This window comes from Tatumella sp. JGM91, assembly GCF_018257575.1.
Taxonomy (GTDB): Bacteria; Pseudomonadota; Gammaproteobacteria; order Enterobacterales; family Enterobacteriaceae; genus Tatumella; species Tatumella punctata.
On sequence record NZ_JAERJP010000002.1, the window covers coordinates 146590 to 170824 of the forward strand.

Genomic DNA, 24235 nt, shown 5'->3' on the forward strand with positions numbered 1-24235 from the left:
CCGTACAATTCTTAATCCCCCGGCATAAGAGTGGCTGACATTTACCCCGCCCTGTAACTGTGATAGTGGTGGATTATTTGTCATTTTGGTTTACACTGCCGAGTATATGAATTGAACAAGGAAAACAGTATGTTGCGATTGTTAAACCGTTGTTCTAAGGGCCGTTCCGCCTGGGCACTTCTGGCCCTGACCGCTCTGGCTTTAGAACTCACGGCACTGTGGTTTCAGCATGTTATGGGGCTGAAGCCTTGCGTAATGTGTATTTATGAGCGCTGTGCCTTACTGGGGGTTCTGCTGGCAGGCATTGTCGGCGCAATTGCACCGGCAACGCCGTTGCGTTTTGTCGGTATCATTGGATGGCTGATTGCTGCGGGGGAAGGTCTGCGCCTGTCCTGGGAACATACCATGTTACAGCTTCATCCGCCGCTGTTCGCCACTTGCGATTTTATGGCCCGCTTCCCTTCCTGGCTACGTCTGGATAAATGGGTACCCGGTATGTTTGTTGCCAGCGGCGATTGCCTGGATCGCAGCTGGACCCTGTTCAGCCTTAGTATGCCCCAGTGGCTGGTGGTTGTTTTTGCCGTATATCTGTTGATCGGTGTTCTGGTATTCATCGCCCAGCTGAAAAACTTCAGTCGTCAGAGATAGTTTCCCGTAGCCGGCAATGGCTGCGTTTCAGCAGCCATTTTTATCCGGACGATCAATAATATGATCTTCCCAGTTACGCACTTCACTTTCCCGCACCGCGATATAACGCACAGAAATCCGTTTAGCATGCATCTCTCTGGCAGAACCGGTCAGCAACGGGTGCCAGTCCGGTAATGATTTACCTTCCGCGAGTAAACGATAGCCACAGGTCCGGGGAAGCCATGAGAAGGTCGGCAGATTTTCACGGGTCAGTTTAATGCAATCCGGCTCATACTCGAAGCGGGTAGCGTAGTGCTTACAACGGCAGCTTTTTATGTTTAATAAATTACAGGCCACATTAGTAAAATAGATTTCATCCGTATCTGCGTCCTGTAATTTATTCAGACAACACTGTCCGCAACCATCACAAACAGATTCCCACTCTTCATCAGTCATCTGATCGAGGCTTTTGGTTTGCCAGAAAGGAGGGTTTGTCATCATAAGTTAAGTCTCTTTATACAAATCGGCCGCCCGTTATAAAGAGTCATCGCCCGATATGCAAGTACTACAGCACCCTGGTAGTCACGGCGCAGTCAGCAAAAGAGACGCTGAGCGAATCCCCCGATAGCAGCGGACCCACCCCTTCCGGGGTCCCGGTTAAGATAATATCACCGGGACGTAAGGTGAAAAATCGCGACATATAAGCGATTAATGGCACAATTTTATACATCATATCGCGGGTATTTCCCGACTGTCGAATATCGCCATTAATCTCCAGGGCCAGTGGGGTACTCTGCGCATCACCGCTGAACTCCACTGCCGGAACAAATCCGGAGACCGGGCAGGAGTTATCAAATCCTTTAGATTTTTCCCACGGCTGCCCTTTCTTTTTCAGCCCTGCCTGAATGGTGCGTAGCGTTAAATCGAGTGCAACCCCGTAACCGGCAATCGCCGGTAAGACCTGATCTTCGCGGGCGTTTTGCAGCGTGCTGCCGATCAACACGGCCAGTTCCACTTCATGATGAATTTCACCCAGTTCTGATAATAACTTCAGCGGCTGGCGTAAATCACAAAGTGCAGTTTCCGGTTTGATGAATAGCACCGGCTCTTCCGGCGTAATACTGCCCATTTCACTGATATGTCTGGCGTAGTTACTGCCAACACACACCACTTTTCCGGCAGGCAGATTCAGTAATTCACCCTGCCAGTTACGATGCTGGTACATGTTATGTCCTCGTTAGCATAAGAAAGTGATCAACCCTGTTATACTTAGCAAGAAAACCAGTAAAAGAAAATAGCCCGCAGGATGACGTTTTCCCCGCCCCTTCTTCTCAGCAAGCCTCACCACCGAGTGAAATTAACCTGCTGCCAGCTATTGTATTAATTATGCGCACAATGAATCATACCGGGGATGGTAATAACGCCGCGCAGAATACTGGTTATAATTACAGAGGAATCTGAATAATTATTTTTCTTTGTTTTCCAGATGCATTTTAAGTAAGTCTTCTGGCGGTGGCGGGACCTGTAAATAATAACCTTTATCCTGTAATTCCTGCTTAACTTTATTGATATCGGCACTGCCCAGTTTCTCACGGCTGGCAAGGGATATCACCATCGCCAGCACCGGTTTACCAAAACCTTTAAGTAACTCTTGCGGGACGCGGGAAAAATCATCTTTTTTCTCGATATACAGATAAGTCTGATCCCGAAGGGCACTTCTGTAAATGGCACAAAACATATTTTTCTCCGAATTAATCTCTGTGGTGACTTGCCTGAATAATAGTGTAACTATAACATGACAGGAGTCATTCGAATATTGAACCTTCTGGGCCAGGGGCGGATTATTTAATCGCTTGTTCAGAAATAAAACTGCCATTACAGGACTGAGTCGGGACAGATGTCGCAAACGCCAATCGAACTTAAAGGCAGCAGTTTTACTTTATCTGTTGTCCATCTTCACCATTCACAACCCGGGGTGATTCGTCAGGCGCTTCAGGAAAAAATTGCTCAGGCGCCGGCATTTCTTAAAAATGCCCCGGTGGTACTGAATATTTCATCGTTATCCGCCGGGGTTAACTGGCCGAAGATGCAACAAGCCATCGTGGAAACCGGCTTACGGATTGTCGGAATCAGTGGCTGCAAAGACGAGCAGCTGAAATTACTGATTCAGGCGGCTGGTTTACCGGTACTTACGGAAGGTAAAGAAGCACGCAACCCCCGCGAAAGTGAACCGCAACCGGAGCCGGTCATAGCCGCACCGGTCGCTGACAGTGAAAAATTCGCTAAAACTCGCATAATCCATACCCCGGTACGTTCAGGGCAGCAAATATATGCTAAAAATGCTGACTTAATCGTGACCAGCAGCGTCAGCGCAGGTGCAGAACTTGTCGCTGATGGTAATATTCATATTTACGGAACAATGCGTGGCCGCGCCTTGGCAGGCGCCAGCGGTGATCAAAACGCAGGTATCTTCTGTACACATTTAGCGGCTGAACTGGTTTCTATTGCCGGGGAATACTGGATTATGGATCAAATTCCCGCCGAATTTTTTGGCCAGGCAGCCCGTTTGTCATTAACCGACGGTGTATTGTCGATAAAGACTCTTAATTAGACCCCTTTTCTATTGTTAAGGAAATCATTATATATGGCACGCATTATTGTAGTTACATCTGGTAAAGGGGGCGTTGGCAAGACCACGTCAAGCGCGGCCATCGCAACGGGTTTAGCGCAAAAAGGTAAGAAAACCGTGGTTATCGATTTCGATATCGGTTTGCGTAACCTCGATTTAATCATGGGCTGTGAACGCCGCGTAGTCTATGACTTTGTTAACGTTATTCAGGGAGATGCCACCCTCAACCAGGCGTTAATCAAAGATAAACGGACGGAAAATCTGTTTATTCTTCCCGCATCACAAACCCGTGATAAAGATGCCCTTACCTATGAGGGGGTTGAAAAAGTACTGGATGAACTGTCGACGATGGCGTTCGACTTTGTGGTCTGTGATTCACCGGCAGGCATCGAGGCCGGAGCCTTAATGGCCCTCTATTTTGCCGACGAAGCGGTGATTACGACCAACCCTGAAGTTTCTTCTGTACGTGACTCCGACCGGATTCTGGGTATTATCGCCTCGAAATCACGCCGTGCCGAAAAAGGTCAGGATCCGGTAAAAGAACATTTACTGCTTACCCGCTATAACCCCGGACGTGTCAGCCGCGGAGATATGTTAAGCATGGAAGATGTACTGGAAATACTGCGCATTCCACTGGTGGGAGTTATCCCGGAAGACCAGTCGGTATTACGTGCGTCCAACCAGGGTGAGCCTGTTATTCTGGACACCGTTTCAGATGCGGGCAAAGCCTACGCTGACACCGTCGATCGCTTACTCGGCGAAGAACGTCCCTTCCGCTTTATTGAAGAAGAGAAGAAGGGTTTCCTAAAACGCCTGTTCGGGGGATAAGCCATGGCATTACTTGATTTCTTTTTATCCCGTAAGAAAAATACTGCAAATATCGCCAAAGAAAGATTACAAATTATTGTTGCTGAACGTCGTCGTGGTGATAGTGAACCCCACTACCTGCCACAACTGAAGCGCGATATTCTGGAAGTGATTTGCAAATATGTAAAAATTGATCCGGATATGGTTACCGTACAACTGGATCAAAAAGGAGAGGACATTTCCATTCTTGAGCTGAACGTTACCTTACCGGAAGCTGAAGAAGCAGCGAAATGATCCTGCACCGCCGACAGTAATGCCGCCTGATAAAGCGGCATTCGTCTGCGGATTATTTACCGTCAATAATGGCGGTAATTTCCTGCCCCATCAGTTCTCCCCGCCAGCCTTTAAGTAACTCAGGCGTTTTGCTACGGGGCTTTATATGCCAGTGTTCACTAAGTACCTGGTTAATTTGCCGGCGTGAAGCCAGCAATTCCTGGCTGAAACCACTGCGTTCGCTGATGGTTTTAATGCAGCTTTTCAGCTCCTTAAACAGCGTTTTATATCCCGGGCAGTCAATCAGGTTTTTTATTGGCGCAGGCAGCTGATCTTCTGCGATATCCTGAGCCTCTGCTACCAGCCGGAGCAGTGTCTGGCCATGAAAACGAATTTCCGGCCCGGCCAGTCCCAGCTGCTGAAGTTCACCGAGGGAGCCCGGTAAGTAGCGCGCCACCTTCCACAGGTTTTCTTCTTTTACTACAAAGTTAACTGCCATATCTTTGCGACGCGCATAATCCAGACGCCATTCGGCCAGTTTCTGCAGAGCTGCCAGCTGACGCGGGCGTAATTGCCATGCCTGACTGATTTCACACCAGGCCTGTGCGGCAGGTTGAATATCCTTACGCCGTTCGCACAGCATTGCACATTCACTTAACGCTTTATCCAGCACCTGCTGATCTCTGGCCTGCTGATGTAACTGACCGGCAATCGGCAGCAAATAGCCAACATCTGCCGCCGCATACTCACACTGACGTTCGGTGAGCGGCCGGGCAAGCCAGTCGGTTCGCGATTCACTTTTATCCAGCTCAACCCCGGTAAACTGTGCAACCATCGCCGCAAAGCCCAGTGACATAGGGTAACCAAGAAACGCTGCCAGAATCTGAGTATCAACCATCGGTGACGGTAATACGGAAAAACGGTTCAGGAATACCTCTAAATCTTCACCGCCCGCATGCAGATATTTAATCACTCCGCTATCGGTTAACAATGTAATAAAAGGTTGCCAGTCGGTAATATGCAGCGGGTCAATCAATGTCAGTGTCTGACCATCAAATAACTGAATCAGGCCTAATTGCGGGTAGTAAGTACGGGTACGGACAAACTCCGTATCCAGTGCAACAGCATCATGTTCAAGGGCGGCCTGGCAGACCACCGCCAGTTGTTGGTCGGTGTCGATAAGTTGATAATTCAAAACAGCATTCTCTCTTACTGTGGAAATTCTTCACAGCGATGACAAAAACAAAAACGCCGGTCAGCCCGGCGTTTACATATAAAGATGCCAGCATAATCCTCAGGGATCAGCAATGACACCACTACGAAGTTCACGACGTAAAATTTTCCCGATATTACTTTTCGGCAGCGCATCACAAAACTCGATCTGCCGCGGAATTTTATAGCCTGTCAGATTTTTACGACAATGGTCAAGTAACTCTTCACGGGTGAGGGATTTATCTCTGGCGACCACAAACGCTTTGACTGCTTCACCGGTCTTGTCACTGGGTACGCTGATCACCGCCGCCTCGGCGACTTTATCCAGAGACAGCATCACCGCTTCAACCTCACAGGGGTAAACGTTAAACCCGGAGACCAGAATCATATCTTTTTTTCGGTCAACGACCCGGATAAAGCCCTGCTGGTCAGCAGTCACAATATCGCCGCTACGCAGCCAGCCATCGCTGAATACTGCCGCCGTTTCTGCCGGCTGGTTCCAGTAGCCTGCCATTACCTGCGGTCCTTTAATTAGCAGCTCTCCGCGTTCGCCCTGCCCCCGTTCATTACCCTGTTCATCAACAATTTTAATCTCTGTTGAAGGCACAGGAATGCCCACACTACCGGTATGTTCCCTGCTGTTACAGGGGTTGACTGCCACCAGCGGGGAGCATTCTGTCAGTCCATAACCTTCCAGCAGGTAATTACCGGTCAGCGCATGCCATTGTTCTGCCACACTGCGGGTCACGGACATTCCTCCCCCGACCGTGAGTTTCAGGGAAGAAAAATTCAGCTTTCTGAAATCCGTACTGGCCAGCAAAGTATCAAATAAGGTGTTTACTCCGGAAATTGCCGTAAAACGGTAACGACTGAGGGTTTTAATCATTCTTCGGGTATCAAGCGGATTGGTAACTAACAGATTACAGCCCCCTTTTTCAAGGAATAACAGGCAATTCACAGTCAACGCAAAAATATGGTACAGCGGTAATGCAGTAACAATCATCTCTTCACCGGATACCAGTACCCCGCCATACATGGCTTTTATCTGTTCCAGATTCGCCTGCAGGTTACGGTGTGTCAGCATTGCGCCTTTTGCCCGTCCGGTGGTACCGCCGGTATACTGCAATAAAGCAACATCATGGGGATGTAGCTCAGGGCGATGATAAGTCAGCGACTGACCACGCTGAAGGCAGTGCCGGTAGCTGCGGGCATCCGGCAAAAATCCGCCCGGCCGGTACCCTTTGATAAACCTGACCGCCAGATTCACCAGGCTGCGCTTTGGCCAGCGGAGCCCGTCACCCGGCGATGTCACTATGATATGTCTGAGCCGCGTATCCGCCATCACCTGCTGTAAGGTGGCAACAAAGCTGCTGATAATAACAATAACTTCAGCACCGCTGTCGGCCAGCTGATGGCGCAATTCTGCAGGCTTATAGCGCGGATTAACGTTGACCACGATCATCCCGGCCCGCAGCGCCCCGAATAGCGCCACCGGAAACTGTAAGGTATTCGGTAACATCAGCGCCAGCCGGGTCCCTTTCGCCAGTTTCAGTGCCTGTTGCAGATAAGCGGCGAAAGCACGGCTTTGCTGTTCCAGCTGCCGGAACGTCAGGGTCTGTCCCATACTGATATAGGCAGGTTTATGGTTGTAGCGCTGGACTGACTGTTCAAAAACATCAAGTAATGACTGACAATGATCAGCATTAATCTCCGGTAACACATTATCAGGGTAATGTGCTAACCAGGGTTTCTTCCGTGTATCCGCCTGTAAGGCCATGGTAATCCCTCGCCATTGTTCAATGAGACTGACGTGCCCGATAGTCACTGTACGGGATATCCGCCACCCTCTGTATGATCCGGAAAATCCGCAGTAATCCGGACTGCGGGCTTTCCGGTCAGCTTTCTGCTATTCGGTCAGATAAGTCTGTACCGGTGCAGGACCCGGGTTATAAAACCCCCACCAGGGGTTTCCGCCCGGGTACCCATGCCGGTAATGCCCCGGCCCCGGGCCATACCCTATCCAGGGGGCTATTGGCATCGGCGGGGTCATTATCTGACTGGCCAGTCGCCAGCGCTGATAGCCGGTGACATTAATGACCAGAAAATCATAACTGGCCTGGCCTATTTTTCCTTTCTCCGTACCGCGGATATTCCCCAGTACCGTCAGATACTGGTTATTGAAATCAACCGGGTCAACAAAGCTGTTAATATCGGCATAAATTCGGCCAACAGCGGCTGATCCCAGTACTGGCCGGGCGCTGTCATCCAGAGGCTGTACTGCCAGCTCGATACGGGTCAGACCGTTTCGGTTGATCACCTGAACCACTTTGCCGCCAAACCGTGATTCCTGGCCGGTGTATAACTGCGGGGCATTCATAACCTGTGACAGGTTCTGCTGTGGCTGAGGTGAAATACCACGAATACTCTGAGGCACGGTGACGCATCCGGCCAGCAATAACACGGACATCAGCATAAGTGCCGGACATCCCTTACTCAAACTAAACATAGTAATCTCCTGAATATTACAGGGTCAGACAGCACAAATTATCACCGGTTGCAGCCAAACCTTATCTGCCCGGTAATTTTTTCCATGTCACTTCATTACGTAAATAGACAGGTTCAATCGCGGCGACATCAGATAATGCGCCTTTACGCCACTGATTAATCGCCAGCGGCAGCATGTCTGCTGCGCACGGCAGTTCTGCGTCGCTGGCCGTCAGTTGCAGGCAATGCTCCTGTTGCAGTTGCGGGTAAGTCTGCCAGCCTGTCCCGGCAGTCACCCATGCCCCCGATAACTGTTGCATACGCTGTTGCGCTTGCTGCGGACTGAGCACCTGCTCAGTTTCACTGCCCTGCCATTCTCCCTGAGCATCACGCTGATACTCGGCCCAGTAAACTTCACCCATCCGTGCATCAATCGCCGTCAGCACCCGGCTTGCCTGCTGGCCACGCCAGGCGCCTTCGGCGAGGGTAGCAAGGGTCGATACCCCAATCATCGGTAAATCGGCCCCCAGAGCCAGTCCCTGTGCAATGCCGATACCGATACGTACCCCGGTAAAACTGCCCGGACCACGGCAAAAAACCAGCGCATCCAGATCGGTCAGTGTCAGTTGCTGACCTTCCAGTAACTCAGAGACCAGCGGCAAAATTCTGCGTGTATGGTCACGCGGAGCGATCTCAAAACGGGCATCCTGCTGTTGCTGATTAAAAATAGCCGCCGAACAGGCTTCTGTAGCCGTGTCCAGGGCGAGTAACTTAAGTTTTGAGATATCTTGCATAATTTTTTGTAATTAATAAAAGTGAAGTCTTAACCTGCCGCACAGTCACGCGCCAGCAGTCCGTTTTCATTGTCTGTTGCCTGTCCGCAACAGACAGTATAATTGTCATTGCGCTGACAAATGAACGTTATTCGCAATAAAATGCTAGCGGGACAGCGTCCGCCCGGCCCTGATAAACTGCTCAGCCGCCCCTAAATCGCGGGTACGCGGGCAATCCGGCAGGCTATTGATAAACAATGCCCCGTAAGGCCGTGAAACCAAACGCATATCACAGATTACCAACACACCACGATCAGTTTCATCACGAATTAACCGGCCTGCCCCCTGTTTCAGAGCGATCACCGCATCAGGCAGCTGCACTTCATCAAAAGGATCGGCACCCCGGTGCCGGGCGTCTTCCATACGGGCTTTCAGCAGCGGGTCTTCCGGTGACGTAAAAGGCAGTTTATCGATAATCACCAGCGATAACGCATCCCCCCGGACATCCACCCCTTCCCAGAAACTGCTGGTTGCCACCAGTAAGGCATTACCGGCCTCAATAAACTGCTGTAAAATTTGTCCTTTGCTGGTTTCACCCTGCAATAATACCGGTAATGTCAGCACCTGGCGGAACTCCGCGGCCAGTTCGCGCATCATCTGATACGAGGTGCAAAGAAAGAAACAACGTCCCTGATTAGCTTCAATTAAGGGGGCCAGCATTTTCACCAGTTGCTTCGCTACCCCCGGCCGCCGGGTCTCCGGCAGGTTACGTGGCACGCACAATAAGGCCTGGCGGGCATAATCGAACGGGCTGTTGAGGATCATCTGCCTGGCACCGTTAACCCCGAGCCGCCCGGCGAAATGGTCCATTTTGCCATTTACCGCTAAAGTCGCAGAGGTAAAGATCCACGAGGCTTTTCTCGCATCGACGACTTCACGGAACCTTTCAGCCACCGATAAGGGCGTCAGGGCCAGGGTGAAATGACGGGATGAACATTCATACCAGTAGCTGAAACCAGGCTGATCCGTATTACTGATACGTTTCAGGCGTGTCCGGTATTGAGCCGCCCTTTCAAAAGCCGCATCCAGCAGCGCAGAACGCCCCAGGGACAGCTTTATCACGTCGTAACACAGCTCCAGGGCATCATCCAGCAGCACCAGCATCCGCGCCACATTTTGCTGCTGTAATAATTCCCGTAAATTACCGCGAAACCCCGGGTCGCCAAGGATCATCCGGAAGTCCTGGCTGGCCTGAGACAACCGGTCGGCCGCCTTTTGCAACTGTTGCATATCGCGGACCTCAGTACGGTAGGCAATGATGATATCTTTTGCCAGGTCCTGCAGTTGCCGGCCGGAAATCTGCTGCCCGAAATACTGGCTGGCAATATCCGGTAACTGATGGGCTTCATCAAAAATCATGACGTCTGCATCCGGAATCAGCTCAGCAAAACCACTTTCCTTCACCACCAGATCCGCCAGAAACAGGTGATGGTTAACCACCACAATGTCTGAATCCATAGCCCGCTTACGGGCTTTAACCACAAAACAGTCGTTATAACGCGGACAATCGCTGCCCAGACAGTTATCGTTGGTACTGGTCACCAGCGGCCACAACGGGCTGTCCTCAGCAACAGTGCCGCAATGACTGATATCCCCGTCCACGGTCGCGGATGACCAGCCACGGACACTGACCAGGTCAGTCAGCGACTGAACCGGTAAATCACCGCCGGACAGGTTCTGCTGATCCATACGTTCCAGACACAGGTAATTGGCACGGCCTTTGAGGATTGCCGTTTTACCGGTAAATGCCAGTGCCTTAACAATAGCGGGTAAATCACGACTATAGAGCTGATCCTGCAGCGCTCTGGAGCCCGTGGAGACAATGACTTTTTTGCCCGAACGTAATGCCGGGACCAGATAGGCATAGGTTTTTCCGGTGCCGGTGCCCGCTTCCACCACCAGCTCACTGCCGTCTTCTATTGCCTGTTCCACCGCCAGGGCCATCTGCCGCTGTGCTTCACGTGGCCGGAAGCCACGGATAGCATGGGTCAGTACCCCGCCGGGGGAAAAATCATCACTCACATCGCCTCCGGAATTACATTAAACGGGCTGATTATGTCAGTAATCTGCCACAGGGACTACCGGGGATGACATATTCCCCCTGATATGGCAGGCTGAGGGCCGAAAAATTAAAGGAGCAAGTCATGACTATCACCCGAATCGATCCTGAGCACCGCATGTCAGAAGCTGTGGTTTACCAACAAACGGTCTACTATACCAGCGTCCCTGAAAACCTCGACGGCGATGCCCTTGCTCAGACCGCCGATGCACTGGCAGTGATTGACAAATTACTGGCCCGCGTCGGCTCAGACAAAAGTAAAATTCTTGATGCCACCATTTTTCTGACCGATAAAGCCGATTTTGAGGCAATGAATCAGGCATGGGATGCGTGGGTATCACCGGATAATGCACCGGTGCGCTGCACGGTACTGGCAGGACTGATGCATCCGAAATATAAAGTGGAAATTAAAATTATCGCCGCACTGTAATCGCCGGGCGATTACTCTTCGTCTTCATCTTCGTCATCTTCAAAACGTGCCAGGCTCTGTCCGCCCTGGTGCGTTTCACGAATTTCGGCCGCAACTACGCCGATAGCTTCACCGCTCGACATACCTTCAGCAATCAGCTGATGGATACGCTCTACCGCCTGTTGCTGCTGCTCGCGGGAAAGTGCCGGTAATCCATTAAACATATCAACCTCTGTCAGCCAGCCAGCGACCTTCTGTTGCAAAGAAGATAACTGGTGTCAGTAATAAAAAAATATGTCAGGCTTAGCGCCAAATTCCCGCTATTGCCTGACGTTTATGACTCTGAAAACACTTTCTCTGGAATATTCACCCACTGCCATCAATCACTGGTTCTCGCCGATTGCGGATCAGCCCTGGGCGATGTTACTGAGTTCTGCAGCCGCCGAGCATCGCGATAATCGCTTTGATATATTGAGTGCTGCTCCGCTGACCACTCTGACCACCCATGGTCCGGAGACAAAAATTACCGAGCAGGGCCATTGCCGGGTATCAGGGGATGACCCGCTGACACTGGTGCAACAGGCGCTGAAACAACTGCCTGCAGTAACGACCCCGGACGCCGGGCTGCCTTTCTGCGGCGGAGCGCTCGGTCTGTTCGGTTATGATTTAGGCCGGCGTTTTGAACGCCTTCCGCAGCAGGCAACCCGTGATTTGTCTACCGCCGATATGGCCGTCGGTATCTATGACTGGGCCATGATAGCAGATCATCAACAACAACGCCTTACTCTGGTCAGCCTCGGGGATGTCCGGCAACGCCTGCACTGGCTTCAGCAACAGCAGGCCGCGCCGCGGGCACCGTTCAGACTGTTATCTGACTGGAAAAGTAATCTGTCATATCTTCAGTATCAGCAGTGCTTCGCCAGGGTACATGACTATATCCGTGCCGGAGACTGTTACCAGATCAACCTGGCACAACGTTTTCAGGCCGCATACCAGGGCTGTGAGTGGCAGGCCTTTGAATACTTAAGCCAGCAAAACCGTGCGCCCTTCAGTGCATTTCTGCGGTTAGAGGACAGTTGCCTGCTGAGCCTGTCCCCGGAGCGTTTTCTGCAGGTCAGCGACCGTCGCGTAGAAACCCGTCCGATTAAAGGAACCCGTCCGCGGATGGACGACCCGCAGGCAGATCAACAGCAGGCACAGCAACTGGCAACCGCGGAAAAAGATCGCGCCGAGAATCTGATGATCGTTGACCTGCTACGTAATGATATTGGCCGGGTGGCCGAACCGGGCAGTGTCAGTGTACCGGAACTTTTTGTGGTTGAACCTTTTCCTGCGGTTCACCATCTGGTCAGCACCATCCGCGGCACATTACCCGCCACCACCAGCAACACCGACCTGTTACGGGCCTGTTTCCCCGGTGGCTCGATTACCGGAGCCCCGAAAATCCGTGCCATGGAAATCATTGATGAACTGGAACCTCACCGGCGTAATGCCTGGTGTGGCAGTATTGGTTATCTGAGCCGCTGCGGGAGAATGGACACCAATATCACCATCCGTACCCTGATCGCCGAACAACAACAACTGTATTGTACCGCAGGTGGCGGCATTGTTGCCGACAGTGTTATGCAGGACGAATACCAGGAAACACTGCATAAGCTGCAACGGATCCTGCCGGCACTGAAGACATTATCGGCCATCAGCACTGATGAATATTGAACAGTTTCGTCAGCGTTTCCTGTTACAGCTTCCCCCGCGAAGTCAGTCGGACAGCGCCGGGGGCCGCGAGGCCGCGGTGCTGTTACCGGTCATTGCCAGGCAAGTACCGGCTTTACTGCTGACCCGCCGCGCCGATCACCTGCGTCATCACCCGGGCCAGGTTGCCTTTCCGGGAGGTAAACGCGACCCTGGTGACCGTCATTTATACGACACCGTATTACGTGAAACCTCCGAAGAGCTGGGACTGAGCAGAGAAAATATAGAGATAATCGGTCAGTTACCCGCAGTCAGCAGCCAGACAGGATTCAGAGTGACCCCATTTGTTGCTATCCTGCCCGCAGACCTGCCGATAACACTTGACGCCGGTGAAGTTGCCGGGGTGTTCGAAATCCCGTTACTGCCCTGGTTGCACAGCCGCCATTTTTCTTCTCTGAATGTCATCCGCCGTGGCCAGCCCGCAGAAATCTGGTTCTCCGGTTATCAGCCGCATGTTATCTGGGGAATGACCGCGGGTATACTCCGCGATTTTGGCCGGCAAATACTCGGTAAATAGTCCCCTCGTTCTGCGGAGCAAGTGGTAATATATATTAATACAGATATTTACAACGGTGACGGCGATCAGGCCGGTGCTTCAGTAAGCATACCGTTTTTTTATTGCGCTGCAGATGGTTAGTACGGGAGTTTTGGTTGTGATAAGTGTCTTCGACATGTTCAAAATAGGTATTGGCCCTTCAAGTTCTCATACGGTAGGGCCGATGAAAGCTGGCAAACAGTTCGTCGATACACTGATAGCCGAAGAAAAATTATATCAGACCACCCGTATCGCAGTGGATGTTTATGGCTCCCTGTCCCTGACCGGTCATGGTCACCATACGGATATCGCTATTATTATGGGCCTCTCCGGGGCGGCCCCGGATACGGTAGATATTGATGCTATCCCGGCTTTTGTCGCCGATGTTAATCAGCGTCAGCGTTTGCTGATCGCCGGCGGGCTGCACGAAGTGGATTTCCCCCGTGAAGGAGGCATGGTCTTCCGCAGCGATAATTTGCCATTACATGAAAATGGCCTGACCCTGACCGCCTGGAACGAAGACTACTGTCTGCTGAAAAAAACCTATTATTCGGTCGGTGGCGGTTTTATTGTCGATGAACAGCAATTTGGCCAGTCGACGTTAGAGAATGTACAGGTGCCCTATGCTTTTAATTCAGCCAAAGAACTGTTGTCCGGTTGCCATACTACCGGGCTTTCCGTGTCAGGGCTGGTGATGAAGAATGAGCTGGCAGTACATAGCCGTGACGATATCAGTCATTACTTTGCCAGCGTCTGGCAGACAATGCAGGCCTGTATTGACCGGGGATTAAATACCGAAGGCGTACTGCCGGGACCGTTGCGGGTACCACGACGTGCCGCAGCCTTGCGCCGGTTACTCATCTCGGGCAGCAAAAACTCAACCGACCCGATGAACGTTATTGACTGGGTGAATATGTTCGCCCTGGCGGTTAACGAAGAAAACGCCGCCGGAGGTCGCGTCGTTACGGCACCGACCAACGGCGCCTGCGGCATTATCCCGGCGGTACTTTCCTACTATGATCAGTTTATCTCACCGGTCAATAACGAAGTGGCATTGCGTTACTTTCTGGCCTCCGGGGCTATTGGTATTCTGTATAAAATGAATGCCTCAATTTCCGGGGCAGAGGTTGGCTGCCAGGGTGAAGTCGGGGTCGCCTGTTCAATGGCCGCCGCCGGTCTGGCTGAACTTTCGGGGGCCAGTCCTGAACAAGTCTGCGTCGCCGCAGAAATCGGTATGGAGCATAATCTGGGACTGACCTGCGACCCGGTCGCTGGTCAGGTCCAGGTCCCCTGTATCGAACGTAATGCTATCGCCTCGGTGAAAGCGATTAATGCCGCACGTATGGCTTTACGGAGGACCAGTGAGCCAAGAGTATCCCTGGATAAGGTTATTGAGACAATGTATGAAACAGGGAAAGATATGAACGCCAAATATCGCGAAACATCACGTGGCGGACTGGCAATAAAAGTACAGTGTGACTGACCAGCAGTAATATCCTCCCCCACGGTAACGCCGCGGGGAGGACAGATTATCCGGCGTCCTGATCGTGGTTCTGCGGGTCACGGGTAATCCGGACCAGATCAATACGGTAATCCGTGGCCCGGACGATGGTAAAGTGCAGGTCGTTAATGTCTATCACTTCTCCGGTCTGCGGGATCTGGCCTTTCTGGCTGATTAACCGCCCCGCCAGTGACGCATGATCTTCTCCGGATTCAACCAGATAATGCACATCAAACAACTGTTCAAGCGAGTGCAGATCGGTTCCCCCTTTTACCAGCCAGCCATCACCGTCCGGGATAATATCCGGGGTTTCATCTTCGTCCGGGAACTCACCGGCGATCGCCTCCAGTACATCCAGCGGGGTCACTAACCCCTGCACGACGCCAAACTCATTACTGACGATAACACAGCTCCCTTTCGCTCGCCGCAAAACACCCAGCAGATTAATAGGATCAAGGGTTTCCGGTACAATAATTGCCGGCGTCGCTGCCGCAAACTGCCCGATATCAACCCCGTGATCGAGGGCGACCAGCAATTCTTTCGCGCGAACTACCCCGATAATTTCATCCAGTTCACCACGGCTGACCGGGAACAGGCTGTGGGGAGTATCCAGTAATTGCTGACGAATATCGTCAATCGGACTTTCGGCATTAACCCAGGAAATTTCACCACGGGGAGTCATCAGACTGCGGATAGAACGCGATGCCAGGGTAAGAACCCCGTTAATCATATAGCGTTCTTCATCTTTAAACGATTCGGTAACAGGCAGACTTATTTCAGCCGGAGTACTGGTCACTGGCTGAGCGTGGGTTTGCCGCCCGCCCATCAGCCGCAGGATAACTTCCGCAGTCCGTTCGCGCATTGGCCGGCGTGCCTGATGACGTATAAAATTACGACGGGCTATCTGGTTAAACATTTCAATCACTATCGAGAAACCAATAGCTGCGTACAGATATCCCTTCGGAATATGGAAACCAAATCCTTCAGCCACCAGGCTCAGACCAATCATCAGCAGGAAACTGAGGCACAGAACGACGACTGTCGGATGTGCATTGACAAACTTTGTCAGCGGCTTTGAGGCCAGTAACATCAGCCCCATGGCTATCACAACGGCGGTCATCATAATCCACAGGTGGCTGACCATTCCCACCGCTGTCACCACCGCATCCAGAGAGAAGACCGCATCCAGCACCACTATCTGGGCTACCACGGCCCAGAAGCTGGCATAACTTTTATTGCCTTCTTCTGATTCCGGCATATTTTCCAGCCGTTCGTGCAGTTCCGTCGTGGCCTTAAATAACAGAAAGATTCCCCCTGCCAGCATAATTAAGTCTCTGCCGGAGAAACCAAAATCCCCGAGATAAAACAGAGGCCGGGTCAGCGTGACCATCCATGAAATTAATGACAGCAAACCAAGGCGTAATACCAGGGCCATGCTCAGGCCAATCACCCTCGCCTTATCACGTTGCCGTGGTGGCAATTTATCGGCCAGAATGGCAATAAAGACCAGGTTGTCGATGCCCAGTACAATTTCAAGAACAATCAGTGTCAGTAACCCAGCCCAGACAGAAGGGTCCATAAATATTTCCATTAATGGCTCTCCGCTGGAAAAAATACCGGAACAACACCTTGCCAGCGGATTAACGCCGGTGTGGCTGAAAAAGCGGTGAAACTACAGGGGATGATAAATGATCTGCCGGGGTTGCACAGCAACTCAGGAAAGACTGAACGGCGTCGGTGACGATCCATAAACCGGGCTAAGCCCATTACTCCTTAAAATTAATACAGAAGTTTACTTTATCAGTTACAGCCACGCCGTCAAAAAGAATTTTTACATTTACAAACTGAATAACATTACTATACGTTCAGAGTGGCTTACGCTGCCATAACCGCAGACAGAAGTCAGCAGCACAGTGGAAATTATCGCTGTCTGCCAGAGTCTGCCAGACCTCAGGAGAAGCACGCCACGCAAAAGGCGTCATCTGCAATAGTGCTGTTGCTGCATCAGCATCGAGTGTCATCGGGTAATTCAGACGTTGTTCTTTCACGGCCACAAACTCTGCCAGCGGATGTTCACGATCTTCATGTAACTGTACTTCGGAATAAATAAGTGCTTTCAATTGCTGCAGATGCCGTGGCCCGGGAGTCACTGTGAGTAAATACCCTCCTGGCATAATCGTCCTTGCCAGCTCTTCATCTTTACACGGGGCATAAATGCGTAATACGGCAGACAGACTGTGGTCGGCAAAAGGCAGCCGGTAACTGGATGCCACGCAAAACCGGATATTTTTATAGCGCTTAGCCGCAGATTTGATTGCCACTCTGGCCACATCCAGCCCGAACACAGCCGCATCAGGGCGTGTTCCGAAATGCCGGGCGATATCGGCCGTGTAATACCCTTCTCCGCAACCAATATCGAGGATCTGTACATCCGGTTGTGGCAGATGTTCTGCCAGCATCTTTGTGACTGCCTGCTGCATTGGCTGGTAATGCCCTTGCTCCAGAAAGCAGCGCCTGGCCTGCATCATTTCCGGGCTGTCTCCCGGCGTCTTCGAGCCTTTATGCTGCACCGGCAAAAGATTAACGTACCCTTCTTTAGCCTGGTCAAAATGATGATTACTGGCACAATGCCAGCCACCGTTCTGCTGTTGCAGCAGCTGATGACATAAAGGACAAATATACACCTGAGATTACCCCGTTAAAAAAAACAGCGGGCAGTGTACCTGTTCACTGGCGGAGTCTAAAGTAAAAAACCCCGCTCAGAGAGCGGGGTTTCGAAATTCTTTATTTCAGGAGTCTGTCCTGAAAAAGATATTCGCTTATCAGATAGCAGTAACGTTAACTGCTGCAGGACCTTTCTGACCGTCCTGAATTTCGAATTCTACGTTCTGGCCTTCAGCCAGAGTTTTGAAACCATTACCCTGGATTGCAGAGAAGTGTACGAACACATCTTTGCTGCCGTCAGCAGGAGTAATGAAACCAAAACCTTTAGACTCGTTGAACCACTTAACCTGACCTTTAATCTTTGCCATTTTGCAAATTCCTTTAAATGTTTATTTTGCCCGAAGGCTGTGTTACAGAAAAACGCGGGACTTACTGAATGAGGCACTAATATCAGGTTCGGCAAAGGAAGCAGTTCTAACGATAACGTCTTTACTCATCTCTTCTCTACTGAAAATGCCATACATAAACAGAATCGTACCTCGATTAATCTATGAATTGTTATTACATATCCCATAATTAATGGCAAGCCATTTTTAATACCTTAGTGATACAGAACGCATAATTATTGATGTAAAACACGCTTTAATCACCGTGAACGCCCCGCCGCCACAGGAGGCGTACAAAAAAACAGCCATAAACCCTTAATAACTCTCAGCAACCTTTAATGGGCAAAAAGTGCTAACTGTCATCAGTGAATGTTCAATTTTATAAATATATTTACCGGCTAACGGACCCTTCACAGATAAAAATAAAACCACGTTAATCGCCATATCCAATTCAGTGACTGTATAATTATAATAACAGTACATGACAGAAATAATACCGCGATAAAACTGTCAGCCACGGTTATATTTTTTTATTATGATGTCAGAACAAAAATAACTAACCAGATACTGTCAGTCTCTCAAAACAGCTTGCCGTTATTCTCTGTGTAATACCGGCGCGCAGAATTGAGGCCGGATAATTTACCGGCCGGCTGACCGTGTGCGGTGACGGCTACAACATCGTACTTTACCGGGATCACGCGGATAATGAGCATCCCCGGCGAGTCAGCGTTCAGGGACAAACTTCATATAGCCATTTTCTTCCGTTTCCCGGAAAAGGGATTCTTCTGTCGGGGACCCGGTAATTTCGGCCTCCGGCGGAGTATGCAGTGTGACTAACTGTTTAAGTAACGCATTCTGCTTTTTTTGTTCACGCAAAAGAGCTTCAAGGAGATGTACCTGTTCATTAGCCCGGACACTGGCACGGTTAACAAAAAACCAGATAATGAGGGCAAAAATAACTGCTGCGGCAATCAGCACCGGTAACAGAAATGGCCCTTCCCCCAATGAAAAATCGTTCATACCTATGCCTCAATACACCCGAATTACTGACTAAAAATATAAACGCTGATTCTACTCCGGGAAACAGAAATGATCATCCGTTGTCAGGTGCCTGCGCGCGGTTTGCCACAGAAATATTTCAGTTATCTCTGATCCCTTTCTGCAAACAGTTACCGCATGCTGACGCAGTAGCACAACGATTACCTTAAACACAGAGGTGAAAACATATGATAGTACGCAGTGTCTTAGTGTTGACTATTATCTGGCTGGGGATGCTGCTCAGTGGCTACGGGGTACTGACAGGCAGTCAAAAAATTGCGGCAGGATTAGGATTACGTTGCCAGTATCTGACGGCAAAAGGGCTTACCGTCTCTCATTACCTTCAGTCAGACAGCGGTGTCATCGGTAAATCCAGTTGTCCGTGGATAGAGCCGGGAGAGACTCCGGCTGACTATCAGAGCAATCCACTGGCAAGGGACTAGTCCGCCGGTAAGTCCGGCGGACAGCTCAGGATTACTTCAGGTAATCACCGCGGCGTAAAGCCTCTATACGCTTATCCAGCGGCGGATGAGACATAAATAACTCACTCAGAGATTTACCTTTTCCGTTAATGCAAAAGGCCATCATATTGCCAGGTTCCTGAGGCTCATAGCTGGTCTTCAGCCGCTGTAATGCCGCAATCATTTTCTCACGGCCTACCAGCTTCGCTGAACCGGCATCAGCATGGAATTCACGATGGCGCGAAAACCACATAGTAATAATGCTCGCCAGAATACCAAACACCAGTTCCAGCACTGTAGCAACAGCAAAATAGACTAAAGGATTACCATTACTGTTTTCCTCGCTGTCGCGATCAGATGACAGGAAGCCTGCTGCGAGCTGCGCAATGATCCGCGAAATAAAAATAACAAAGGTGTTAACAATTCCCTGGATCAGCGTCATGGTCACCATGTCACCGTTAGCCACGTGGCTTATTTCGTGGGCCAGTACCGCCTCGGCTTCATCACGGTTCATATTCTGTAACAGTCCGGTTGATACCGCGACCAGCGATGCATTACGCCTTGCACCGGTGGCAAAAGCATTGATGTCAGGTGCATGGTAGATAGCCACCTGGGGCATCGCAATACCAGCCTGGCGGGCTTGTTGTGCCACCGTCGACATCAGCCAGTTTTCGGTTTCGTTGCGCGGCTGTTGAATAACCTCTCCCCCCACCGAACGTAATGCCATCCATTTGGACATCAGCAGCGAGACAAATGCACCGCCAAAGCCAAACAGACCCGCCATGATCATCAGCCCCTGGACACTGCTGGAACGAATGCCGGTCAGGCTAAGAATCAGACCAAACACCAGCATTACTGCAAGGTTAGTCAGTAAGAAAAGAGCTATACGCATCATAGACGTTTATTATCCTCATTTTTAACGCAGGTTTCTGCCACATATCCTATGTCCATTACACCGGTTTTCAAGAGTGCAACCGCACGGAACCCTTGAAAAGACATAACTTTACACTGATAACGACATATCGCAGCACTCCTCCGGCAATTCCTGACATAATAACGCTGTTATTTTCAGCAGCAGAATTACCGGCAAAAAAAAACACCGGATAACCGGTGCTTTTTATAAAGACACTGCCTTATTTTGCAGGGGCTGGCTGCGTTGCTTCCAGCTGAGCAAGATCATTGGCTATATCAACCGCCTCATCCAGATACGGATCTGGCGCTTTATAGTCTTTAGGCAGCTGATCGAGGCTGGTTAAGGTCTTTTTACCTTCAGCCTGCAGGCGTGCATTAATTCTGTCCAGACGCAGGCTGTCATCCTGTTTATTTTCTTTCTCGCGCTCAGCGTAGTTCAGGGAAACGATATCAATTTTATCTTTCATCGCATCGAAACGTTTCATATCCTGAAGGATATACTGGAACTCACGATCTTTGGCGATTCTGGCGTCATGTTCAGCCAGTAATTTCGGCAGATACTCTTTGATATCCCCGGTTTTATGGTAAGACGCGGCCGGTATACTGTCCCATGGCAACGCATTATCTTCAAACTTCTCACCGGTTTTCACTGCTTCAACCCCGGTAGGCATCAGCAGATCAGGGGTTACCCCTTTCAGCTGAGTACTGCCGCCGTTTATGCGGTAGAATTTCTGAATAGTGTATTGCACCGACCCCAGTGGCGGCCAGTCAGGACGCAGCATCTGGTCATAAATACGGTTCAGAGAACGGTATTGCTGAACCGTCCCTTTACCAAAGGTTGGTTCACCGACAATTAATGCCCTGCCATAATCCTGCATCGCGGCCGCGAAAATTTCTGACGCCGAAGCACTAAAGCGATCCACCAATACCACCAGCGGACCTTTATAGTAAACAATTCCGTCTGTATCACTGTCCTGACGAATTTTACCGGTATTATCGCGGACCTGCACCACCGGCCCGGAAGGAATAAATAGTCCGGAAAGAGACACAGCCTCAGTCAGAGCTCCGCCACCGTTGGTTCTCAAATCAATAACAATACTGTCAACATGCTGTTTTTCCAGCTTTTGTAGCTGTACTTTAACATCATCCGTCAGGCCGACATAGAAGCCGGGAATATCCAGCACACCGACTTTATGGGTGCCGACCTGATGTACCGACATCTGTACGGCACGATCTTCGAGGCGGATCTTTTCTCGCGTCAGAGTAATAATGCGTGTCTTACTGCCCTTACCGGCCGGCAGAATTTCCAGACGGACACGGCTGCCTTTCGGGCCTTTAATTTTTTCGACCACATCATCAAGACGCCAGCCGATAATGTCTTCAATCGGTTTACCTGGCTGCCCGACCCCGACAATTCTGTCACCGACTGACAGCAATTTACTGCGCGCCGCAGGGCCACCGGCAACCATAGAGTTAATCACTACATAGTCATCATCGGACTGTAACACCGCACCAATGCCTTCCAGAGACAGACTCATCTCCGTATTAAACTGCTCGGTATTACGTGGTGATAAATAGTTGGTATGCGGATCAATCTGATGTGCAAAGGCGTTCATCGCCAGCTGGAAAACATCTTCGCTATTGGTCTGCGCCAGACGCCGGATAGCGAAATTATAGCGTTTGGTCAGGATGTCCCTGATTTCTGCCTCGGTTTTTCCCGTCAGTTTCAGGTTCAGCTCATCAAATCTGACTTTAGCATCCCACAGTTTGTCCAGCTCCGCGGTTGATGTTGGCCAGGGAGCTTTACTGCGGTCAAGATTGATGGTTTCGTTTGTCGTGAAATCCATCGGGCGTTTCAGAACGTCCAGCGCATACTGATAGCGTTCAAAACGACGTTTCTGAGAGAGATTGAACAGGTCATAAAAAACATCCAGTTTACCGCTTTTCAGCTCATCACCCACCGTTGCCGCCTGATCTGAATACTTCGCAATATCAGAGGCCAGCAATACATTATGGTTGTAATCGAGCATATTCAGATAACGGTCGAAGATTTTCTTCGAAAAATCACTGTTCAGATCAATCTGCCGGTAATGGGACTGAGTGAAGCGGGTGGTTACCCGTTCACTGACAGTGACCTGCTGCGGTTCTTCATGCAGAACCGGAATTTGATCTTCGCGGGTAATAGTATCTGCCGCAAATGCCTGGCCTGCAAACAGCAGGCCGGCAATGATATTCAGCTTAAAAAAGGTGTTCATGCCCTGGTCACTCTCCGTTTCAGAACTGCAAGTGTTCTGCGCGTACTATCATTGCCATGCCGGATGAAAGCTGAACCCGAACACCCTCTTTAGATACTTCAAGCACCGTTGCATCCATTGCATTTTGTCCGGCTTTAACTTTAATCGCCTGACCTGTCTGCAATAAAGACGTATCTGTCACCGGCTGGCGAGGCGCAGAATCTGTCTGCGGGCTGCGCTTGCTGGCAGATTTGCTGGCATTGTTGCGAGGTTTACGCGGGGTATCGTCAGACGCGGGTTTACGCGGGGCAGCTTTACGCGGTTTACGTTGTTCGGTCGCCTCTTCTCCGGCTTCCGCTTTACGCGCACGCTGCTGAGCACGGTGAGCCTGTACTCTGGCTTTCGCCTCTTCCAACTGCTTACGGGCATGTTCAACGTGCTGCTCATCCAGTACACCACACGCATTACCATCGAGGTCTACACGGGTTGCGCCGGCCTTAATGCCATGCAGGTAACGCCAGCTGGAGGTATACAAACGCAACGCTGAACGTAACCGGGTTTTACTGATATTTGAATCGCCAGGTACACGTTCAACGATATCCTGAAAAATACCAATTTTCAGGGGCTTTGCTTCACCTTCAGTGCAAAAACACTGAGGGAATTGCTCTGCCAGGAAGGCGATAACTTCTTTACTGCTATTCAACTTAGGTTGATTTTCCATGAAATTTCCTGATTACAACGGTTTTGCCGACCAAAGAAGGCATGAACAGGCGCCATTATAATGACAACGTTGCTAAATGCTATGCATCCTGTCAATTAGCTGCCGTTATGTTGCAAAAATCTTTCAATTTTTGTCTCAGACAAGGCGGCAGACAGGGTTTCGGTCAAAATGCGCAAACCTTTTTCGTCTTCAGCATCAAAACGATCATAGGCGATACTGTCAATATCCAGCACACCAATAACCTTTCCGTTAACAGCTACAGGTAATACGATTTCTGAATTACTGGCTGCATCACAGGCAATATGTCCGGCAAAGGCATGAACATCTGCAACCCGTTGCACGGTATTTTCTGCAACAGCTGTACCGCAAACACCACGACCAACAGGAATTCGCACACAGGCTATTTTGCCCTGAAACGGCCCGAGGACCAGTGTATCCGGTTCGGTCAGTAAATAAAAACCGGCCCAGTTAACTTCAGATAACCGCTCAAATAATAACGCACTGCAATTACCCATCACTGCCAGAAATGAGCTTTCAGCAGCAATTAATGCCGCGAAATCACGGTTAAGCTCATCATAAAATGCTTGTTTGCTCATACACCAACCATATACATTAACAAAATATTATCGTCTTCCATGCAGTCTGCATAGCACGAAAACATACACAGACATAATGAATCAACCGCAGAGTTACTATAC

At 50.3% G+C, this 24235-nt stretch carries 27 protein-coding genes; 9 read left to right on the top strand and 18 right to left on the bottom strand.

Translation table 11 applies throughout. The features are described from left to right. Window positions 1–129 precede the first annotated feature (129 nt). Window positions 130–648, top strand: a complete 519-nt coding sequence (gene dsbB / locus JK198_RS02215) for a disulfide bond formation protein DsbB (RefSeq protein WP_212708273.1) — start codon at window positions 130–132, stop codon at window positions 646–648. Window positions 649–675: 27 nt separating this feature from the next. On the opposite strand, the gene JK198_RS02220 is transcribed toward dsbB, so the two are convergent. The 3 genes from JK198_RS02220 to JK198_RS02230 form a co-directional block, all read right to left on the bottom strand. Beyond that, window positions 676–1125 (bottom strand): YcgN family cysteine cluster protein, encoded by a 450-nt coding sequence (locus JK198_RS02220; RefSeq protein WP_212708302.1) that lies wholly within the window; start codon window positions 1123–1125, stop codon window positions 676–678. 67 nt (window positions 1126–1192) lie between these two features. Beyond that, on the bottom strand, window positions 1193–1852 hold the full coding sequence (locus JK198_RS02225; RefSeq protein ID WP_212708272.1) for a fumarylacetoacetate hydrolase family protein: 660 nt from the start codon (window positions 1850–1852) through the stop codon (window positions 1193–1195). Window positions 1853–2092: 240 nt separating this feature from the next. After that, window positions 2093–2365, bottom strand: a complete 273-nt coding sequence (locus JK198_RS02230) for a YcgL domain-containing protein (RefSeq protein WP_212708271.1) — start codon at window positions 2363–2365, stop codon at window positions 2093–2095. A 159-nt stretch (window positions 2366–2524) separates the two neighbouring features. Between JK198_RS02230 and minC the strand changes: the two genes are divergently transcribed. From minC to minE, 3 genes are read left to right on the top strand one after another with little or no spacing between them, the layout of a single operon-like run. Next, window positions 2525–3238 carry a septum site-determining protein MinC gene (gene minC / locus JK198_RS02235; protein ID WP_212708270.1) on the top strand — a complete coding sequence of 238 codons (714 nt, stop codon included), beginning with the start codon at window positions 2525–2527 and terminating at the stop codon, window positions 3236–3238. A 33-nt stretch (window positions 3239–3271) separates the two neighbouring features. Further along, window positions 3272–4084: a septum site-determining protein MinD gene (gene minD / locus JK198_RS02240; protein ID WP_212708269.1), complete on the top strand. Its 813-nt coding sequence runs from the start codon at window positions 3272–3274 to the stop codon at window positions 4082–4084. Window positions 4085–4087: 3 nt separating this feature from the next. After that, complete coding sequence (gene minE, locus JK198_RS02245; protein WP_212708268.1) at window positions 4088–4357, top strand: cell division topological specificity factor MinE; 270 nt, start codon at window positions 4088–4090, stop codon at window positions 4355–4357. 52 nt (window positions 4358–4409) lie between these two features. Here the strand turns inward: minE and rnd are convergent, their stop codons facing one another. The 5 genes from rnd to JK198_RS02270 all read right to left on the bottom strand — a co-directional run bounded on the left by rnd (window position 4410) and on the right by JK198_RS02270 (window position 10887). Continuing rightward, complete coding sequence (gene rnd, locus JK198_RS02250; protein ID WP_212708267.1) at window positions 4410–5531, bottom strand: ribonuclease D; 1122 nt, start codon at window positions 5529–5531, stop codon at window positions 4410–4412. Window positions 5532–5630: 99 nt separating this feature from the next. After that, window positions 5631–7325 (bottom strand): AMP-binding protein, encoded by a 1695-nt coding sequence (locus JK198_RS02255; RefSeq protein WP_212710255.1) that lies wholly within the window; start codon window positions 7323–7325, stop codon window positions 5631–5633. A gap of 129 nt (window positions 7326–7454) precedes the next feature. After that, entirely contained in the window at window positions 7455–8054 is a 600-nt protein-coding gene (locus JK198_RS02260; protein WP_212710227.1) for a Slp family lipoprotein, read from the bottom strand. 61 nt (window positions 8055–8115) lie between these two features. Continuing rightward, complete coding sequence (gene tsaB / locus JK198_RS02265) at window positions 8116–8826, bottom strand: tRNA (adenosine(37)-N6)-threonylcarbamoyltransferase complex dimerization subunit type 1 TsaB (RefSeq protein ID WP_212708265.1); 711 nt, start codon at window positions 8824–8826, stop codon at window positions 8116–8118. A 144-nt stretch (window positions 8827–8970) separates the two neighbouring features. After that, window positions 8971–10887 (bottom strand): ATP-dependent DNA helicase, encoded by a 1917-nt coding sequence (locus JK198_RS02270; protein ID WP_212708264.1) that lies wholly within the window; start codon window positions 10885–10887, stop codon window positions 8971–8973. A gap of 122 nt (window positions 10888–11009) precedes the next feature. Between JK198_RS02270 and JK198_RS02275 the strand changes: the two genes are divergently transcribed. Continuing rightward, complete coding sequence (locus tag JK198_RS02275) at window positions 11010–11354, top strand: RidA family protein (RefSeq protein WP_212708263.1); 345 nt, start codon at window positions 11010–11012, stop codon at window positions 11352–11354. Between the two features lie 11 nt (window positions 11355–11365). Here the strand turns inward: JK198_RS02275 and JK198_RS02280 are convergent, their stop codons facing one another. Continuing rightward, window positions 11366–11557, bottom strand: coding sequence for a YoaH family protein (locus tag JK198_RS02280; RefSeq protein ID WP_212710256.1), 192 nt, complete (start codon window positions 11555–11557; stop codon window positions 11366–11368). A 112-nt stretch (window positions 11558–11669) separates the two neighbouring features. On the opposite strand from JK198_RS02280, the gene pabB reads away from it, so the two are divergent. The 3 genes from pabB (at window position 11670) to JK198_RS02295 (ending at window position 15103) form a co-directional block, all read left to right on the top strand. Then, entirely contained in the window at window positions 11670–13049 is a 1380-nt protein-coding gene (gene pabB, locus JK198_RS02285; RefSeq protein ID WP_212710257.1) for an aminodeoxychorismate synthase component 1, read from the top strand. Then, window positions 13039–13602, top strand: a complete 564-nt coding sequence (locus JK198_RS02290; RefSeq protein ID WP_212710228.1) for a CoA pyrophosphatase — start codon at window positions 13039–13041, stop codon at window positions 13600–13602. The genes pabB and JK198_RS02290 overlap by 11 nt, the downstream gene beginning before the upstream one ends. A 136-nt stretch (window positions 13603–13738) precedes the next feature. Beyond that, window positions 13739–15103 carry an L-serine ammonia-lyase gene (locus JK198_RS02295; RefSeq protein WP_212708260.1) on the top strand — a complete coding sequence of 455 codons (1365 nt, stop codon included), beginning with the start codon at window positions 13739–13741 and terminating at the stop codon, window positions 15101–15103. Between the two features lie 46 nt (window positions 15104–15149). Here the strand turns inward: JK198_RS02295 and JK198_RS02300 are convergent, their stop codons facing one another. From JK198_RS02300 to JK198_RS02320, 5 genes are all read right to left on the bottom strand, one after another. Continuing rightward, entirely contained in the window at window positions 15150–16712 is a 1563-nt protein-coding gene (locus JK198_RS02300) for a TerC family protein (RefSeq protein ID WP_212708259.1), read from the bottom strand. 274 nt (window positions 16713–16986) lie between these two features. Continuing rightward, window positions 16987–17805 carry a 23S rRNA (guanine(745)-N(1))-methyltransferase gene (gene rlmA / locus JK198_RS02305; protein WP_212708258.1) on the bottom strand — a complete coding sequence of 273 codons (819 nt, stop codon included), beginning with the start codon at window positions 17803–17805 and terminating at the stop codon, window positions 16987–16989. Between the two features lie 138 nt (window positions 17806–17943). After that, entirely contained in the window at window positions 17944–18153 is a 210-nt protein-coding gene (gene cspE / locus JK198_RS02310; protein WP_001062678.1) for a transcription antiterminator/RNA stability regulator CspE, read from the bottom strand. Window positions 18154–18195: 42 nt separating this feature from the next. Continuing rightward, window positions 18196–18309: a DUF2627 domain-containing protein gene (locus JK198_RS16750; protein ID WP_343876709.1), complete on the bottom strand. Its 114-nt coding sequence runs from the start codon at window positions 18307–18309 to the stop codon at window positions 18196–18198. A 585-nt stretch (window positions 18310–18894) separates the two neighbouring features. After that, entirely contained in the window at window positions 18895–19191 is a 297-nt protein-coding gene (locus tag JK198_RS02320) for a YebO family protein (protein WP_212710229.1), read from the bottom strand. Between the two features lie 206 nt (window positions 19192–19397). Here JK198_RS02320 and JK198_RS02325 point away from each other — a divergent pair, with 206 nt between their 5' ends. After that, a complete protein-coding gene (locus tag JK198_RS02325; protein ID WP_212708256.1) occupies window positions 19398–19652 on the top strand; it encodes a YobH family protein in 255 nt (84 codons plus the stop codon). 31 nt (window positions 19653–19683) lie between these two features. Here the strand turns inward: JK198_RS02325 and htpX are convergent, their stop codons facing one another. From htpX to JK198_RS02345, 4 genes are all read right to left on the bottom strand, one after another. Next, window positions 19684–20565 carry a protease HtpX gene (gene htpX / locus JK198_RS02330; protein ID WP_212708255.1) on the bottom strand — a complete coding sequence of 294 codons (882 nt, stop codon included), beginning with the start codon at window positions 20563–20565 and terminating at the stop codon, window positions 19684–19686. Between the two features lie 238 nt (window positions 20566–20803). Further along, on the bottom strand, window positions 20804–22837 hold the full coding sequence (prc, locus tag JK198_RS02335; RefSeq protein WP_212708254.1) for a carboxy terminal-processing peptidase: 2034 nt from the start codon (window positions 22835–22837) through the stop codon (window positions 20804–20806). 19 nt (window positions 22838–22856) lie between these two features. Continuing rightward, complete coding sequence (gene proQ / locus JK198_RS02340; RefSeq protein ID WP_212708253.1) at window positions 22857–23537, bottom strand: RNA chaperone ProQ; 681 nt, start codon at window positions 23535–23537, stop codon at window positions 22857–22859. Window positions 23538–23632: 95 nt separating this feature from the next. Beyond that, window positions 23633–24133 carry a GAF domain-containing protein gene (locus JK198_RS02345; protein ID WP_212708252.1) on the bottom strand — a complete coding sequence of 167 codons (501 nt, stop codon included), beginning with the start codon at window positions 24131–24133 and terminating at the stop codon, window positions 23633–23635. Window positions 24134–24235: the final 102 nt, after the last annotated feature.